Annotated in this window: 13 protein-coding genes, 1 tRNA gene and 1 pseudogene; 7 read left to right on the top strand and 8 right to left on the bottom strand. The window is 65.6% G+C overall.

Going from position 1 to position 15345, the window contains the following annotated elements:
• Nucleotides 1-2: 2 nt before the first annotated feature.
• Genes thrC through argS form a run of 4 tightly spaced genes read right to left on the bottom strand, consistent with a single transcriptional unit; the run spans nt 3 to nt 5549 of the window.
• Nucleotides 3-1109 (bottom strand): threonine synthase, encoded by a 1107-nt coding sequence (gene thrC / locus J2X42_RS02520; RefSeq protein ID WP_131131667.1) that lies wholly within the window; start codon nt 1107-1109, stop codon nt 3-5.
• Entirely contained in the window at nt 1110-2426 is a 1317-nt protein-coding gene (locus J2X42_RS02515; protein ID WP_310161820.1) for a homoserine dehydrogenase, read from the bottom strand.
• Nucleotides 2419-3894 (bottom strand): diaminopimelate decarboxylase, encoded by a 1476-nt coding sequence (gene lysA, locus J2X42_RS02510; RefSeq protein WP_310161818.1) that lies wholly within the window; start codon nt 3892-3894, stop codon nt 2419-2421. Before lysA ends, J2X42_RS02515 begins: the two co-directional genes overlap by 8 nt.
• 5 nt (nt 3895-3899) lie before the next feature.
• Complete coding sequence (argS, locus tag J2X42_RS02505) at nt 3900-5549, bottom strand: arginine--tRNA ligase (protein WP_310161815.1); 1650 nt, start codon at nt 5547-5549, stop codon at nt 3900-3902.
• Between the two features lie 184 nt (nt 5550-5733).
• Here argS and J2X42_RS02500 point away from each other — a divergent pair, with 184 nt between their 5' ends.
• The 4 genes from J2X42_RS02500 (at nt 5734) to J2X42_RS02485 (ending at nt 8800) form a co-directional block, all read left to right on the top strand.
• The gene (locus J2X42_RS02500) at nt 5734-6210 is read left to right on the top strand and encodes a hypothetical protein (protein WP_310161812.1); all 477 of its coding nucleotides are present in this window, start codon (nt 5734-5736) and stop codon (nt 6208-6210) included.
• A gap of 3 nt (nt 6211-6213) precedes the next feature.
• Nucleotides 6214-7086 (top strand): FAD:protein FMN transferase, encoded by an 873-nt coding sequence (locus J2X42_RS02495; protein WP_310161809.1) that lies wholly within the window; start codon nt 6214-6216, stop codon nt 7084-7086.
• Nucleotides 7083-8648 carry an oxidoreductase gene (locus J2X42_RS02490; protein ID WP_310161808.1) on the top strand — a complete coding sequence of 522 codons (1566 nt, stop codon included), beginning with the start codon at nt 7083-7085 and terminating at the stop codon, nt 8646-8648. Before J2X42_RS02495 ends, J2X42_RS02490 begins: the two co-directional genes overlap by 4 nt.
• Nucleotides 8649-8727: 79 nt before the next feature.
• A tRNA-Arg gene (locus tag J2X42_RS02485) sits at nt 8728-8800 on the top strand.
• Between the two features lie 150 nt (nt 8801-8950).
• Here the strand turns inward: J2X42_RS02485 and J2X42_RS02480 are convergent.
• The 3 genes and pseudogenes from J2X42_RS02480 to J2X42_RS02475 form a co-directional block, all read right to left on the bottom strand.
• Nucleotides 8951-9919 carry a hypothetical protein gene (locus J2X42_RS02480; RefSeq protein WP_310161805.1) on the bottom strand — a complete coding sequence of 323 codons (969 nt, stop codon included), beginning with the start codon at nt 9917-9919 and terminating at the stop codon, nt 8951-8953.
• 4 nt (nt 9920-9923) lie between these two features.
• On the bottom strand, nt 9924-10550 hold the full coding sequence (locus tag J2X42_RS23350; RefSeq protein ID WP_396134005.1) for a DUF6318 family protein: 627 nt from the start codon (nt 10548-10550) through the stop codon (nt 9924-9926).
• Between the two features lie 418 nt (nt 10551-10968).
• Nucleotides 10969-12317 (bottom strand): annotated as a pseudogene (locus tag J2X42_RS02475) (DUF222 domain-containing protein); the annotation flags it as partial.
• A gap of 225 nt (nt 12318-12542) precedes the next feature.
• On the opposite strand from J2X42_RS02475, the gene J2X42_RS02470 reads away from it, so the two are divergent.
• Nucleotides 12543-13601 carry a M4 family metallopeptidase gene (locus J2X42_RS02470; protein WP_310161804.1) on the top strand — a complete coding sequence of 353 codons (1059 nt, stop codon included), beginning with the start codon at nt 12543-12545 and terminating at the stop codon, nt 13599-13601.
• 60 nt (nt 13602-13661) lie between these two features.
• Nucleotides 13662-13967 carry a protealysin inhibitor emfourin gene (locus J2X42_RS02465; protein ID WP_310162169.1) on the top strand — a complete coding sequence of 102 codons (306 nt, stop codon included), beginning with the start codon at nt 13662-13664 and terminating at the stop codon, nt 13965-13967.
• A 49-nt stretch (nt 13968-14016) separates the two neighbouring features.
• Here J2X42_RS02465 and J2X42_RS02460 read toward each other — a convergent pair whose 3' ends face one another.
• Nucleotides 14017-14985 (bottom strand): helix-turn-helix domain-containing protein, encoded by a 969-nt coding sequence (locus tag J2X42_RS02460; protein ID WP_310161801.1) that lies wholly within the window; start codon nt 14983-14985, stop codon nt 14017-14019.
• A gap of 81 nt (nt 14986-15066) precedes the next feature.
• Between J2X42_RS02460 and J2X42_RS02455 the strand changes: the two genes are divergently transcribed.
• Nucleotides 15067-15234, top strand: a complete 168-nt coding sequence (locus J2X42_RS02455) for a hypothetical protein (RefSeq protein ID WP_310161799.1) — start codon at nt 15067-15069, stop codon at nt 15232-15234.
• The last annotated feature ends 111 nt before the right edge of the window (nt 15235-15345 follow it).

The raw sequence follows: 15345 nt of genomic DNA, 5'->3' as shown, positions 1-15345 counted from the left end.
GGTTACTTTTCTTCCAGTCCCAATTCGGCCGCGACGGTCACAACGTCGTTGGAGACCTTGACCGGCTGCACTTCGCTGCCGTCTTCCGTGCGCAGGGCCCACTGGGGATCCTTGAGGCCGTGACCCGTGACGGTGATGACGATCGTCTTTCCGGCAGGGACCTCACCGGCAGCGTGCTTCTTGAGCAGGCCTGCGACGCCGGCTGCGGAGCCGGGCTCCACAAACACGCCTTCGCGGGCGGACAGCCAGCGGTGGGCATCCAGGATCTGTTCGTCGGTCACGGCGTCGATGAGCCCGCCGGATTCGTCGCGGGCGGCGATGGCACCGTCCCAGGAGGCGGGGTTGCCGATCCGGATGGCGGTGGCGATGGTGTCCGGTTCGGTGATGGGGTGGCCTGCCACGAACGGTGCAGCTCCGGCTGCCTGGAAGCCCCACATCACGGGCGTTTTGGTGGACACGGCAGGAAGGGTGCCGGCGGTCGCGGACTCGAACGGCGCGGAGTATTCCTTGTAGCCCTTCCAGTACGCGGTGATGTTGCCGGCGTTGCCGACGGGCAGGACGTGGATGTCCGGGGCGTCGCCCAGGGAGTCCACGACTTCGAAGGCGCCGGTCTTCTGGCCCTGGATGCGGGCAGGGTTGACGGAGTTGACCAGGAAGACCGGGTAGGACTCCCCCAGCTTCCGTGCGATGTCCAGGCAGTTGTCGAAGTTGCCGTCAACCTGCAGCAGCGTGGCGCCGTGCGCGATGGCCTGGCTGAGCTTGCCCATGGAGATCTTGCCCTCGGGGACCAGCACCGCGCACTTCAGGCCGGCAGCCGTGGCGTACGCTGCGGCGGAGGCGGAGGTGTTGCCGGTGGAAGCGCAGACGACGGCCTTGGCGCCGGACTCGACGGCGGCGGTCATGGCCATGGTCATGCCGCGGTCCTTGAAGGAACCGGTGGGGTTCATCCCCTCCACCTTCAGGTACACGGTGGAGCCGGTGAGTTCGGACAGCTTCTGCGCGTGGACCAGCGGGGTCCCGCCCTCGCCCAGGGTAATGACCCGGGTGGATTCCGTCACGGGCAGACGGTCAGCGTATTCGCGGATAACGCCGCGCCATTGGTGAGCCACTTAGACTCCTTCTACCCGCAGAACGGATGTAACTGAATTGATGACGTCCAGGCCCTTCACGGCCTCGACGGTGGCTGCAAGGGCAGCCTCTGATGCGCGGTGGGTGACGATCCGCAGTTCGGCCGATTCCACGTTGGACTCCGCGTCCCGGTGGATCGTCTGCCGCATGATTTCGATGGATACGCCGTGCTCCGCGAAGAGCTGGGCAATCCGGGCAAGGACACCGGGCTGGTCGGCGACGTCGAGCCCGATGTAGTAGCTGGTAGTGGCCGCGTCGATCGGCAGGGCCGGAACGTGTCCCGTGGTGGTCTCCGTACGGCCGGGGCCGCCCAGCACAAGGCGGCGGGCCGCCGAGACGAGGTCACCCAGCACGGCCGAAGCCGTCGGGGTGCCGCCGGCGCCCTGGCCGTAGAACATCAGTTCTCCGGCGTTTTCCGCTTCGATAAACACGGCGTTGAACGCGCCGCGGACGGCAGCCAGCGGGTGCTCGCGGGGAAGCAGCGTGGGGTGCACGCGCACGGAGACGCCTTCGCCGCCGTCGGAATCGGCGAGCTTTTCAGCGATGGCGAGCAGCTTGATGACGAAGCCCGCGTCCTTGGCCGCCGCGATGTCGGCCGCGCTGACGGACGTGATGCCCTCACAGTGGACGTTCTCCAGCGCAAACCGGGTGTGGAACGACAGCGAGGCGAGGATGGCTGCCTTGGCGGCGGCGTCATGGCCTTCGACGTCGGCGGTGGGGTCGGCTTCCGCGTAGCCGAGGCGCTGCGCTTCGGCGAGGGCGTCCGCAAACTGGGCGCCGGTGGAATCCATCTGGTCAAGGATGAAGTTGGTGGTGCCGTTGACGATGCCCAGGACGCGGGTGATCCGGTCGCCGGCGAGGCTGTCGCGGATGGGGCGCAGGATGGGGATGGCGCCGGCCACGGCCGCTTCGTAGGAAAGCTGCACGCCGGCTTTGTCCGCCTCTTCGTACAGGGTGGGGCCGTCCTGCGCGAGCAGTGCCTTGTTGCCGGTGACCACGCAGGCCCCGTTGCGGAGCGCCGAGAGGATCAGCGTGCGTGCAGGCTCGATGCCGCCCATCAGCTCGATCACGAGGTCGGCGTCCTTGACCAGGGTTTCGGCGTCGGTGGTGAACAGTTCCTGCGGAAGCTCAACGTCCCGCTTGGAATTGACGTTGCGTACGGCGATGCCGCTGAGCTGCAGGCGAGCACCGGTACGGGCGGCAAGGGCGTCGGCGTCCTCAATGAGAATCCGCGCAACCTGGGCCCCAACGTTGCCACAGCCCAGCAGGGCTACTTTCAGGGTTCGCAATTCAGTCATTCGGCACTCCCATGTCGCGGTTAAGCAGATCTTCTTCGGTTTCCCCGCGGACAATCAGCCGGGCAGATCCGTCGCGCACCGCGACAACGCCCGGCCGGGCCAGATAGTTGTAGTTGCTTGACAGGGCCCAGCAGTAGGCGCCGGTACCCGGTACAGCAAGCAGATCACCGGCTGCCACGTCCTCGGGCAGATATACATCTCTAACAACTATGTCGCCGCTCTCGCAATGTTTGCCCACTACGCGGGACAGCTGCGGGGACGCCGCCGACGTGCGGGAGGCAAGAATCGCCGAATAATCAGCGTCATAGAGCACCGGGCGGGCGTTATCGCTCATCCCGCCGTCCACTGACACATAGCGGCGCGGATACGTAACGTTCTCCTCACCGTCCTCCTCGGCCGGGGCGTCGACGCGGACGGTTTTCAGCGTGCCCACCTCGTACAGCGTGAAGGTGGTGCTGCCCACGATGGCGCGTCCCGGCTCGATGGAGATCCGGGGTGCCGTGATGCCCAGTTCCGCGCAGGTGGAACGCACGACGGCGGCCATCGCCGTTGCGATGTCGGCTGCGGGGCGGGGGGTGTCCACGGGGGTGTAGGCAATGCCGTAGCCGCCGCCGAGGTCCAGCTCGGGCAGTTCGATGGAGTATTTTTCCTGCACGGCCGCGAGGAACCGCAGGAGCTTCTCGGCGGCCAGCGCAAAACCGTCCGGCTCGAAGATCTGCGAGCCGATGTGGCAGTGCAGGCCCAGCAGGTCGATGCCGGGGTGTGCGGAGGCCGCAGCCACCGCCTCCTCAGCCGCGGAGAGGCCCGCCTTGTCGGTGGAGTCTCCCGCCATCGAGAGGCCGAATTTCTGGTCTTCGTGGGCTGTGGCAATGAACTCATGCGTGTGGGCGTGGACGCCGGGGGTGAGCCGGAGCATGACCTTTGCCTGCTCGCCGCGGCCGTGCGCGATGGCGCCGACGCGGACCAGTTCGTCGAGGCTGTCCACCACGATGCGCCCCAGTCCCATGTCCAGCGCCCGGTTGATTTCGGCGTCGGACTTGTTGTTGCCGTGCAGGGCTACCCGCTCACCGGCAATACCGGCGCGAGCGGCCACTGCCAGCTCGCCCCCGGAGGCGGTGTCCAGGCGCAGGCCTTCTTCCTCCACCCATTTAACGACGGTGGTGCAGAGGAAGGACTTGCCGGCGTAGTAGACGTCCACTCCCCCGCAAATGTCCTGGAAGGCGGCGTCGAAGGAGTCCTTGAACGCGCGCGCCCGGGCACGGAAGTCGGCTTCGTCCATCACAAAAAGCGGTGTTCCGAACTGCTCCTTCAGGGCGGCGACGTCGAGGCCGCCCACCGTGAGGACGCCGCCGTCGTTCCGCTGCACGCTGCCGGCCCACATGGGTTCGTGCAGGGCGTTGAGGTCCGCCGGCACCGTCAGCCAGTCTGGAGCGAGCGGGGACGCTGCATTTCCGGTCTGCACTGGCATGGGAATCACATCCGTTCCGGCGCGGAAACGCCAAGGAGGTCAAGGCCGTTGGCCAGTACCTGGCTGGTGGCGTCGTTGAGCCACAGCCGGGTGCGGTTGACGTCAGTCACCGGCTCGTCGCCCATGGGAGCGATCCGGCAGGCGTCGTACCAGCGGTGGTAGGCGCCGGCAATGACTTCGAGGTGGCGGGCCACACGGTGCGGCTCGCGCAGCTCCGCTGCCTTGGCCACGATGGAGGGGTAGCTGCCCAGGTAGGAAAGCAGTTCGTTTTCCGTGGCGTGGTCCAGCAGGGAAGCGTCGAACGCGGTCCGGTCCACCCCGGCGGCCACGGCGTTGCGGGCCGCGCCGCGGGTACGGGCGTGGGCGTACTGGACGTAGAAGACAGGGTTTTCGTTGCTGTGCTTCTTCAGCAGGTCCGGATCCAGGGTGAGCGGGGAATCCGCCGGGAAGCGGGCCAGGGAATACCGGACGGCATCCTTGCCCAGCCAGGAGATCAGGTCCTTGAGCTCGATGATGTTGCCGGCACGCTTGGACAGCTTGGCGCCGTTCACGGAAACGAGCTGGCCGATCAGGACCTCGATGTTCACCTCGGGGTCGTCGCCCGCGCAGGCCGCGATGGCCTTGAGCCGGTTGATGTAGCCGTGGTGGTCCGCGCCCAGGAGGTAGATCTTTTCGGTGAAGCCGCGGTCCTTCTTGGACAGGTAGTAGGCGGCGTCGGCGGCGAAGTAGGTGGGCTCGCCGTTGGCCCGGATCATCACGCGGTCCTTGTCGTCACCGAAGTCGGTGGTGCGCAGCCAGACGGCGCCGCCGTCGTCGAACACGTGGCCCTGCTCGCGAAGGCGGGCTACGGCACTTTCGATCGCGCCGGCGTCGTGCAGTTCCTGCTCCGAGAAGTAGACATCAAACGCCACGCCGAAGTCCGCGAGCGTGGTCTTGATGTCCTCCATCTGCGCCTTGTACGCGGCCGAGCGGATGACGGGGAGGGCCGCTACTTCGGTCAGCTCGCGGATGTCGGGGTGCTCGGTCAGTACGTCATGGCCGAGGTCCGCGATGTACTGGCCGGGGTAGCCGCCATCGGGCACGGGACGGCCGTGCAGCCGGGAGTAAACGGAGTTGGCGAAGACGTTCATCTGCGAGCCGGCGTCGTTGATGTAATACTCGGCGGTAACCTCGGCGCCGGAGGCGCGCAGGACGCGGGCGATCGCGTCGCCCAGGGCGGCCCAGCGCGTGTGGCCGATGTGCAGCGGTCCGGTGGGGTTGGCAGAGACAAATTCCATGTTGACCACGTGGCCGGCGAGCGCGGTGTTGGTGCCGTATTCCTTGCCGGCTTCAACGATGGCTTTTGCCAAGGCACCGGCCGCGGCGGCGTCCACGGTGATGTTCAGGAACCCGGGACCGGCGATGTCCACGGCCGAAACGCCGTTGATGGACTTCAGCCGGGCGCTGAGGACCGTGGCGAATTCGCGCGGGTTGGTGCCGGCCTGTTTGGACAGCTGGAGGGCGATGTTGGTGGCCCAGTCGCCGTGGTCCCGGTTCTTCGGTCGCTCCACGCGCACCTCATCAGGGACAGCTGATGCGGAAAGCGCGATTTCGCCAGCGGCGACGGCGTCTTTCAGGCAGGCGGATATGGCGAGGGAGAGTTCTTCGGGAGTCACCCCTCTAGCCTACCGGGGGCCGCCACGTGGACGAATTTGAGCGTTGGCTGTGACCGCTTCGCCGACCGGATTTAGGGGTTGATCCTGGCACAGCAGGTGCAAGGCTTAATCACAGGGTGAACCATTACGCTGAATCCGACGTTGAGAACACCGTAAGCACCCAGCCCACGAAACGAGACCCTTCATGAGACCGTCAGTCCGCAAGAGTGTTTTCGCCGGAATCGCCGGCCTTTCCCTCGCAGGAACGGTGGCCGGCTGCGCGCCGTCCGCTACCCAGACCACGCCGGCAGCAACCGGCAGCAGCTCCCCTGAAACATCGGCCGCGACACCGTCCGGCACGTCGTCAACGCTGGCCAGCAGCGGTTCCGTCTACCAGGACGGCACGTACAGCGCCGATGGCACCTACGTATCCCCCAACGGCACCGAAACTGTCGGCGTGGAACTGACCCTTGCCTCAGGCACGGTCACGGCAGTGAACATCACGCAGCATCCCTCCAACCCGAACACCCGGAAATTCCAGGGTGAATTTGCCGGCGGGATAGCAGCGCAGATCGTGGGAAAAAGCATCGACGAACTGAACGTCTCCAAGGTGGCAGGGTCCTCGCTGACCAGCGGCGGCTTCAACCAGGCAGTGGAAAAGATCAAGGCGGAGGCCCAGTAGGCCGTGCCGCAGCCGGACTGGGACGGGTTCAGTTTCGACGGGATCGGTACCCGTTGGGAAATCTCCACGCCCCGGCCGCTTGACGGCGTGCTCCGCGCACGGCTGCTGGCCGTGGTGGAAAGGTACGACGGCGACTGGTCCCGCTTCCGGTCCGATTCGACGGTCAGTGCCATGGCCCGGCAGCCCGGACGGTTCCGGCTTCCGGCGGAAGCCGCGGCCCTCGGTCGGCTGTACCGCAGGCTCTATGACATCACCGCCGGGGCCATGACCCCGCTGATCGGCGGCAGCCTGGAACGGTTGGGGTACGACGCCTCGTACTCCCTTCGGCCTGCAGGCTCGCCGGTTCCGGCGCCCCGCTGGGAGGATGCCCTGGACTGGGACGGCAACAAACTCACGTCTGCCGTCACGCTGGTCCTGGACATCGGCGCGGCCGGAAAGGGCCAGCTCGTGGATCTCCTAGCTGCCGAATTGCGCTCACATGGCGAGGACGACTTCCTGATCGATGCCAGCGGGGACTTGCTGCACTCCGGCCATGAACCCGTGAGCGTGGCTCTGGAACATCCGTACGATCCATCCAAGGCCATCGGCACGGTGTCGCTGGCGGGCGGCGCGTTGTGTGCCTCAGCCTCGAACCGCCGGGCATGGGGCGACGGCCTGCACCATGTGCTGGACGGGACCACCGGGCGCCCCGTCACAACGGCTGTGGCCACCTGGACCATGGCGGACAGCACCATGGTGGCCGACGCGCTGGCCACCGCCCTGTTCTTCGCACCGGGCGCTGTGCTCGAAGAGTCCTTCGACTTTTCCTGGCTGACGGTGTTTTCTGACGGAAGTGCCGCCTATTCGGCCGGATTTGAAGGGACACTGTTCACATGAGCCCCGTTGACGCACCCAGGACAGGCACAGCCGTTTCCCCCGCCGGCCGGCTGGACACCCTTCTCGGCAAGTACACGATGTACCGGCTCATCCTGCTGGTGCTGGCTGCCCTCGCCGCGTACAGCCTCCTGCTCAACGCCCTCGGCTGGCTGACCTTCGGCATCCCGCCGATGCTGGTCCACCTGGGCCTGTGCCTGGGGCTGACGTATGTCTCCAACCGGGGGCTGGCCGCGCTGTTCCACGTGCGTCCGCATTCGGAGTCTTCACTCATCACCGGCCTGCTCCTCTACTTCCTGTTCTGGCCCACTTTTGCGCCTATGGACATGGCAGGGGTGGCGCTGGCGTGCGTGCTGGCTTCGGCGTCCAAGTACGCGCTGGCATGGCGCGGCCGGCACATCTTCAATCCGGCAGCAGCGGGCGCGTTTGTCACCGGGCTGACCGGTTTGAACATTGCGACGTGGTGGGCGGCGACCCCGGCCATGCTGTGGCTGCTGGTGCCCGGCATCCTGCTGGTGCTGTACCGCACCCGCAAGTTTCTGATGGCGGCTGTGTTCCTGGTGGTTGCCACCACGGTCATCAGCACGGAACTGCTGCAGGCGGGGCTTTCCTTCGGCAGCGCGCTTTGGCAGGCCCTGGCGCAGCGCCCCCTCCTGTTTTTTGTGGGCTTTATGCTGACGGAGCCGCTGACGCTGCCGCCGCGCCGCTGGCAGCAGCTCGCGCTGGGCGCTGTGGTGGGCGTGGTGTTCGCGGTGCCATACAACTTCGGTTTTATCGCCAACTCCCCGGAACTGGCCCTGCTGCTCGGCAACCTGCTGGCGTTCCTGGTGGGCCAGCGGGGCGGGGTGAAGCTGCGCTTCACCGGATCCCGGCCCCTGACTCCGAGCACCACAGAGTTTGCTTTCGAGCCGTCACGGCCCGTGCGATTTGTTCCGGGACAGTTCATGGAGCTGGATCTTCCGCACGCCAAGTCGGACGGGAAGGGCCGACGCCGGACGTTCAGCCTGACCAGCACCCCCGGGTCGGCATCGGTGAAGTTCGGAGTCCGGACGGCTGAGCCGCTGTCGGCCGCCAAGAAGGTGCTGCTGGCCCTGAAGCCGGGCGATCAGGTGATGGCCACGTCCGTAGGAGGCGACTTCGTCCTGCCACGGGATCCGGCCAAGCCGTTGTTGCTCATGGCTGCCGGGATCGGCATCACGCCGTACCTGGCGCATCTGGCCTCGGGTGCAGCCCAGGACCGGGACGTGGTTCTCCTGCTGCTGGCCAGGAATGCTGAAGAGATTGCCTACGCCGATGAGCTCCGCATGTCCGGGGCCCGGATCATTGCCCGCCTCGCCGACGGTTCCGTCCCGCCGTCGTTCATCACGGCAGCCGGAACCGGCGTTGGCGGGACGGGTGCAGCGGGCGCTCGACTGGATGGTGCTTCGTTGCAGGCCCTCGTGCCCGACATCGCGGGTCGAACGGTCTATGTCTCCGGATCGCCATCCAGTGTGGCTTCGCTGCGCCGCGCTGCCAGGAAGGCAGGGGCACGCCGCGTGCATGTGGACTCGTTTTCCGGCTACTGAGGCGTGCCGTTTTTCATTGCGGGCCACCTTCCTGCTAAGCTCTAGGACGTCCCGCTGGCAACGGCAGGATCCCTGGATTGCCCTCGTAGCTCAGGGGATAGAGCGTCTGCCTCCGGAGCAGAAGGTCGTAGGTTCGAATCCTATCGAGGGCACATAAGAAACCCCCGCCGCTTGGAAAAGCGGCGGGGGTTTCTGCGTTCCCCTCCCCGGCGCGAACGAACACATGAGGCCCTTCGGCGCGAACGTACACATGAGGCCCCCCGGCGGCGCGAACGTACACATGAGGCCCTTGGGGTTCGGCTCTATCGGATTGACTGCACTCCGGGGCAGCCCTGGCCCTGGGGATTCTGGTTGCAGTCGTCGGCGTAGTTGCGGGTGATGGACCGCCAGACGCTGATGGTCTGCGGCGGAGCGCTGAACTGCCCCTGTCCGGGGATCGGCAGCGGCGGCCCACTGTTCACGGAATACGTCCCTTGAAATGAAGTGGTCAGCACGACCTGGAAATCGCCGGTTTGCGTGTACGCGTGGCTGGTCCGTGTCTTCTCACCCCAGCGTTCCTGCGGAAGCGGTCCACCCATGGACGGCTGCGGGCCGAAGACTGTGCCGTCCCCGTAGTTCCATGTGTACTGGACCGGTGTGGCGACAACGTGAACCTGTTGCCCGAACATCGTGACGTCGAACTGCTGCTCCGTGGCGTCGGCATAGAAGTTCGTTTCAGCTCCGCGCAGCGTGTGCGGGCTCGGCTGGGCCACTACCGCGCCCGCGTTGACCGGCAGACTTTCGAATTGCCGTTGGATTTCAGCCGCGATCCTCGGCAGAAGATCTTCGGGTTTCGCGTCGTATAAGCACGTCGGGCCGGAGTGAATGGACCAGACCGAACCGGGAACACCCTTAGGCATCGACAACCAGATGACTGGGATACCTTCTTCTTTGCCTTCGGGACCGTTCTTGCACTCAATTTGCCTCGCGAGACAGGGTGTGTCGAAGTCGCCGCCGCCCAGGTGGCACTGGAGTTCATATTTGTATACATTCGGGTCGGAAACCACCGCCCCTGGCTCGGGGCGAGAAAAGTCGCCGCTCGCAGGGTCTAAGACCCATGTGTCTATATCCGCGCTGTTTGAACCCCAGTGCCCCTTCACTGGAGGCGCCTTTTCGGCGGAGCTGGGCGGAGCGATGGGTCGGGTATGCGCCACCGCCGCCGAGCCGAACATAAATGTCGCGAAGAATAAGGACACGACGCCAAGACCAATGCGATACAGCGACTGGGCCATGGGATCAGCCAGCGATCGGCTCGATCGTGTTCACGAACCAGACGCCATCCTTAAACACGGCTAGCATGAGGCTACCGCTGTCCGCGGGCTTCGGGTCGGTACTGTCCAATGACCCGTCCGGGTTGTAGTACGACAGAGCCTCTTGGGACACCTGCACAGCGACTTGGTAGTTTCCATCCCCGGCGACTTTGAAATTAGTACTGACGGTGGGCGTTGTGACTTTCCCTCCACCCAACCATCGACCCCCTTCGTGCCATCCTCTTTGGACCTCTTTAGCGCGTTCGCACATCGTGCAACTAGGACTCGTAATTTCAGAAATCTGAGTTACGTCGCCAGTCTCATAGCCGTAGCTCAGGAGTTCAAACCAGTATCGGGCGAACGCCTCCAGCCCTTCCTTAGTCTCCGTTTTAGCGACCTCCGGCAGGACAGGGACTGGGACATTCTGCGCGGGGCCCGCCGCGTCAGCAGGCTTGTAGGCAGCGGTGGGCGTCGGCGTAGGCGAAGCGCTAGGGGACACCGACTCCGTAGCAGTTGATGCTGGCGATGTTGTGCCGCCGGTGTTGGGATCGCTGCCAGAGTTGCAGCCAGAAAGCGCCAGGGCAGCCGCCACGACCACTGCAATTGCGGTCATGCGTAAGGGCCGGGACGCAAACAAATTGTGCGATGTCATGGGCAGCTAATCCCCCGATAGTCTCTAGACGCCTCGCTCCAAACAATTCCTTAAGGGTAGTCCAGGTCACATTTCCGTGCTCAAAGTTATCCACAGCCACCCGCCATCGGTTCTATCACCGACGCAAAGCGATGGAAAGTCACAAAGCCAACCACAGGAGCCATCGATCGCAGTATCAATGGAAATCAGAACCAGCGATCGAGGCGCTATACAGCGTGAGTCGTTGCCCCAGAAAGCCAGGCGCAGGCACACGCGCATCGTGCCCATGGCACTTGATCCAATGCCCGCTCGATCGGCGTTCCTATCAAGTTCCGACGACCGCCAGGCGCTCCACCTCAGCCGTCAGCTACGGGGGTGTGGCGTTCCAGCCCTCGGTTGTTAGCCCGGCCGGAAGCCAGGGCGGTTCCCAATCCTGATGTTCGCTGGCGTACCGGCGGCCGGTGGGTGAGATCCAGCCGGGTGGTTCGACTTTGCTAGCTTCGGTTGGTGTCCACGCCGTGGAGTGTTTCAAACGGTGATGTTTGAGGCACGGCTGGCCAAGATTTGAGATACCGGTGGTACCGCCGTCGGCCCAGGCCAGGATGTGGTCCGCTTCGTTGTCCAGCGACTGGTTGCTGCAGCCCGGGAACGGGCACTTCGCATCCCGCATCCGCAGCCATTGCCTCAGTGCGGCGGAAATCCTGTAGCTAGTGCGTCCGATCTCCAGCGGTGCCCCGTCGCGCGGATCGGTCAGGACCCGGTGGAACGAGCTGGCGCCGGCTGCGACCAGCTGGCGCGCCATGGACGCCGGGATCGGCCCATACCCGTCGAGGTCGGCGGGTTCGTCGGTGAGGCCCATCAGCGCGAACACCGGAACTGTCAGCAGCACCTGCGCCGCCGGGGACGGAATATTCTCTGCGGCGCCGCTCGAGGCGCCACCCAGCAGCCAGGCCGCGACAGTGTCGGCACGGAGCTGCGTGAGCGTCCGGCCCTCGTTGGGGCCCTGTAATGCGCGGGCGGCGGCCGTGGTGCGGTCCCAGATCCCGGCGGCCTGATTCGCGGGCAGGTAGGCAGAGAGCCAGGTCATCCCGTCCCGGTCCGGCGCGTACTCCAGCCTCCGGTCCTTCGCACTCCTGGTATGGCGTTTTTCGATGCTCTCCGGGTGGTGGCGTTCCGCCGGGTCCGTGCCTTGTGCCGGAACCGCGACGGAACCAGCTCACCGGCCGGGCACCTGCTTGCTGCATTCTCCGCGTCCAGGTCCAGGAAATGCGCTTCCAACGCCGCCGTGCCCGACGGATCGAGGCTGTCCGTTTCGTCCACCATAACCCGTGCGTGCTGCCACGAAATGGTCCCGGCCTGCAGGGCTGACAGGGTCAGCGGCAGGTTACTGGTGAGCTCGTGGGAGACTTCCAACAGGGCCCCCGCAGCACGTTCGCTGACCGTCATGACGCACGCCACCTCCGCAACACGTGCCATTTCCTGGGCCTTGCGTTCCTGCGGCGGCGCGTCCGGGGAGGCCATGGCCCGTGTCGTGTCAGTGAACCCGGCGGCGGCGTGGACTACCAGGGCAGCGGCAGCGGCCTGCAGCTTGGAGGCCTCCGCGAGGGTATCCAGCCATGCATCCGCCTGATCCCGCAGCGGATCCGCATTCCCTTCACCGGCGGACGCCGCACCTGGCATCACGACAGCGAGCGCAGCAACCGAAGCCCTGACGGCCTCCAACGCGCCCACCGGTGTTGCCTTTTCCATACCCAAATCATCCCGCGAGGGTCAGACAAAAACGGCGAAGCAGACGGCCTATGTGGATAACCTCGGACCAACCCGGCGGTTCATCCCGGTCATTACCGTCCACCTGTATTTCCAGGCGTTTTGAGGCAAGGACCACAACTGTACGTTCGCGCCAGGGAGGTGTGGCTCCAGTACTTTGTCGGTGCCCCCTCGTAGGCTGTTTCAACCAACTCAAGGGGGTAGGCCATGCATACTTCAGCCACATTCTGTTCCATCATTCCGCCCTACATACTGCGCCGGCTGGCCCGCCAGGACGCACCGCAGTTTTCCGCCGCCGCCCGGGCAGCGAAAGAGGCCCTGAGCCATGTCCGGTCGGTCCAGGCGTCCCGTGCCCAGCCGTCCGCGGTCACTCCCCCGGGACTCCGGCAGGTCCGGCCGGGGCCACCCAACCGGAGCATCTACGACACAGCCGGGAGCGAGAACCTTCCCGGCCAGCTTGTCCGCAAAGAGGGCGAACCAGATTCGGGCGATGCTTCTGTGGATGAGGCCTATGACGGACTGGGCCACACCCACCGGCTCTACGCAGAAGTCTTCGGCCGGAATTCGATCGACGGATTGGGGCTTCCCCTGGACGCCACAGTTCATTTCGGACAGCTCTACGACAACGCGTTCTGGGACGGCAACCAGATGGTATTCGGCGACGGCGACGGCGAAGTCTTCGAGCGCTTCACCCGGTCACTCAGCGTTATCGGCCATGAACTGGCCCACGGCGTCACCCAGTACTCGGCGGGGCTGGCCTACCGCAACCAGGCCGGAGCCATCAACGAATCCATGTCGGACGTCTTTGGCGCGCTGGTGGAACAGTACGTGAAGCAGGAGTCCGCCAAGGAAGCCAGCTGGCTCATCGGCGAAGGACTCTTCACGGAGCAGGTGGAAGGTTCAGCCCTCCGTTCCATGAAAGCTCCCGGCACCGCGTACGACGACGACGTCCTCGGTAAGGACCCGCAGCCGGACTCCATGGACTCGTACGTGCGCTCAAGCGCCGACAACGGCGGTGTCCATATCAACTCCGGCATTCCCAACCGGGCGTTTTATCTCCTCGCGGAGGCCCTCGGAGGCAACGCCTGGGAGTCCCCCGGCCGGATCTGGTACGAGACGCTCACCGGCGGCTCACTGCCGCCCACAGCCACGTTCAGTGTTTTCGCGAGGGCGACGGCGGCATCCGCCGTCGAGCTGTTTGGCACCGGTTCCCCGGAGCATGACGCCGTGCGCCTGGCGTGGGAAACTGTGAAGGTCAAGCTTTAGTTGGATGCCTGGCCGCTGTCCACCCAGCGGCCAGGCTGCAGGAAAGCCCGGGACCCGGCCATGAAGATCAGCGTGGAGCGCAGCGGCGGCGTCGCCGCCTTGACTCGAGTATGGACGGTGCACGCCCAGACCGAGAGCGCCAAGAGCCAGTGGCAGCCCATTGTCGAAGCGTGCCCCTGGGACGCCGTGCCCAAGACCGTCAGGGCAGCAGCCGCGGAGGCGGCGGGGAACCAGGCTGACCGCTTTATCTACGCGATCCGGGCCGGCCAAAGGCGGGCGGCGCTGCCAGAGCAGGCCGTTACCGGCCCCTGGCGTGTTCTGGTGGACAGCGCCCGGGCCGCCTCCGAGGACGACCCGCGCCCGTAGAAACCGGCCGTCACTAGAGCGCCAGGCCCGGCCAGAGCGCCCGTCCCGACTAGCCCGCCGTCGCCAGCTGCCCCCGGAACGCACGGCGGTAGGACTGCGGGCTGGTATCCAGCACCTTGGCGAAATGGTGCCGAAGCAGCACCGGATGGCCAAATCCGGCCTCCCGGGCCACTTCGTCGATGTTGAGGTCTGTGGATTCGAGCAGTTCCTGGGCCCGGAGGACGCGCTGGGAATTGAGCCACGCGGCCGGGGTTGCCCCCGTCTCCGAACGGAAGCGGCGCGCGAACGTCCTGGCCGACATGTGCACGCGGGCGGCGAGCTCATTGACCGTGTGCTCGCGGTCCAGGTTCTGCACCATCCAGCGCAGGAGCGCCTCCATCGGCGCGGATCCGCAAGTGGGCATGGGCCGGTCGATGAACTGTGCCTGGCCGCCGTCGCGGTGCGGCGGCACCACCATGTCACGCGCAATGGTGGCCGCCACGTTCGCACCAAGCTCCACGCGCACCAGGTGGAGGCAGGCGTCAATCCCCGACGCCGTGCCTGCGCTGGTGATGATGTTCCCGTCCTGGACGTAGAGGACGTTTTCGTCCACCTGCACGTCCGGGTACCGGCTCGCGAGCTCATGCGAGTAGTGCCAGTGCGTGGTGCAGCGCCGGCCGTTGAGCAGGCCGGCGCGGGCCAGCGCAAATGCTCCGGAGCAAATGGACATCACCCAGGCACCCCGTGCGTCAGCGGCGCGCAGCGCCTCCATCACGGACTCGGGAACATCATTGTCCCGCCCGTACGGCGTCATGATCACCAGGTCTGCGTCCGCAGTAGCTTCAAGCCCCAAGGGGACGTTCATGGACAGGCCCGATTTGAGCCTGACGTCTCCAGGGCCAGGCGTGCAGACCCGGAAATCGAACGCCGGCACGTTGCCGCCGCGTTCAGATCTGTCGATGCCAAACACCTCACAAGCGGTGGCGAACTCGAAGATCGAGAAATTGGGAACCACGATGACTGCCACTGATTTCAGCATGCCTCCATTATGGCAGAAATTATAGCTTTTTGGGCATTTCTGCCACTGTTTGTTGAACCCGCACCGGAGCAACATTGAGGCATGGAAATCTTCGGAATCATCATCGCGGTACTGCTCCTCCTCGTCCTCGCCGCCACCGTCGCCGCGGTCCTGCGGGACGGCCTCGGCCACAACCCTCCTGTCAACTCCCACCAGGCCTGGTCCGCCCTGGACCTGCCCAGCACCAGCTACACCCTCCGCATCTTCTGAGCACCACCGACAACCCAGGACCGTCCACCCCGCAAGGACCCGGCTCGCAAAGCCGGGTCCTCTTATGTGGGGCGGTGGCCGGCGGTGTGACGGCGTTCGGCGACATTCGGG

The organism is Arthrobacter sp. BE255 (assembly GCF_031457335.1).
In the GTDB taxonomy this organism is placed as follows: domain Bacteria; phylum Actinomycetota; class Actinomycetes; order Actinomycetales; family Micrococcaceae; genus Arthrobacter.
This window is presented reverse-complemented; position numbering and strand designations above follow the sequence as displayed.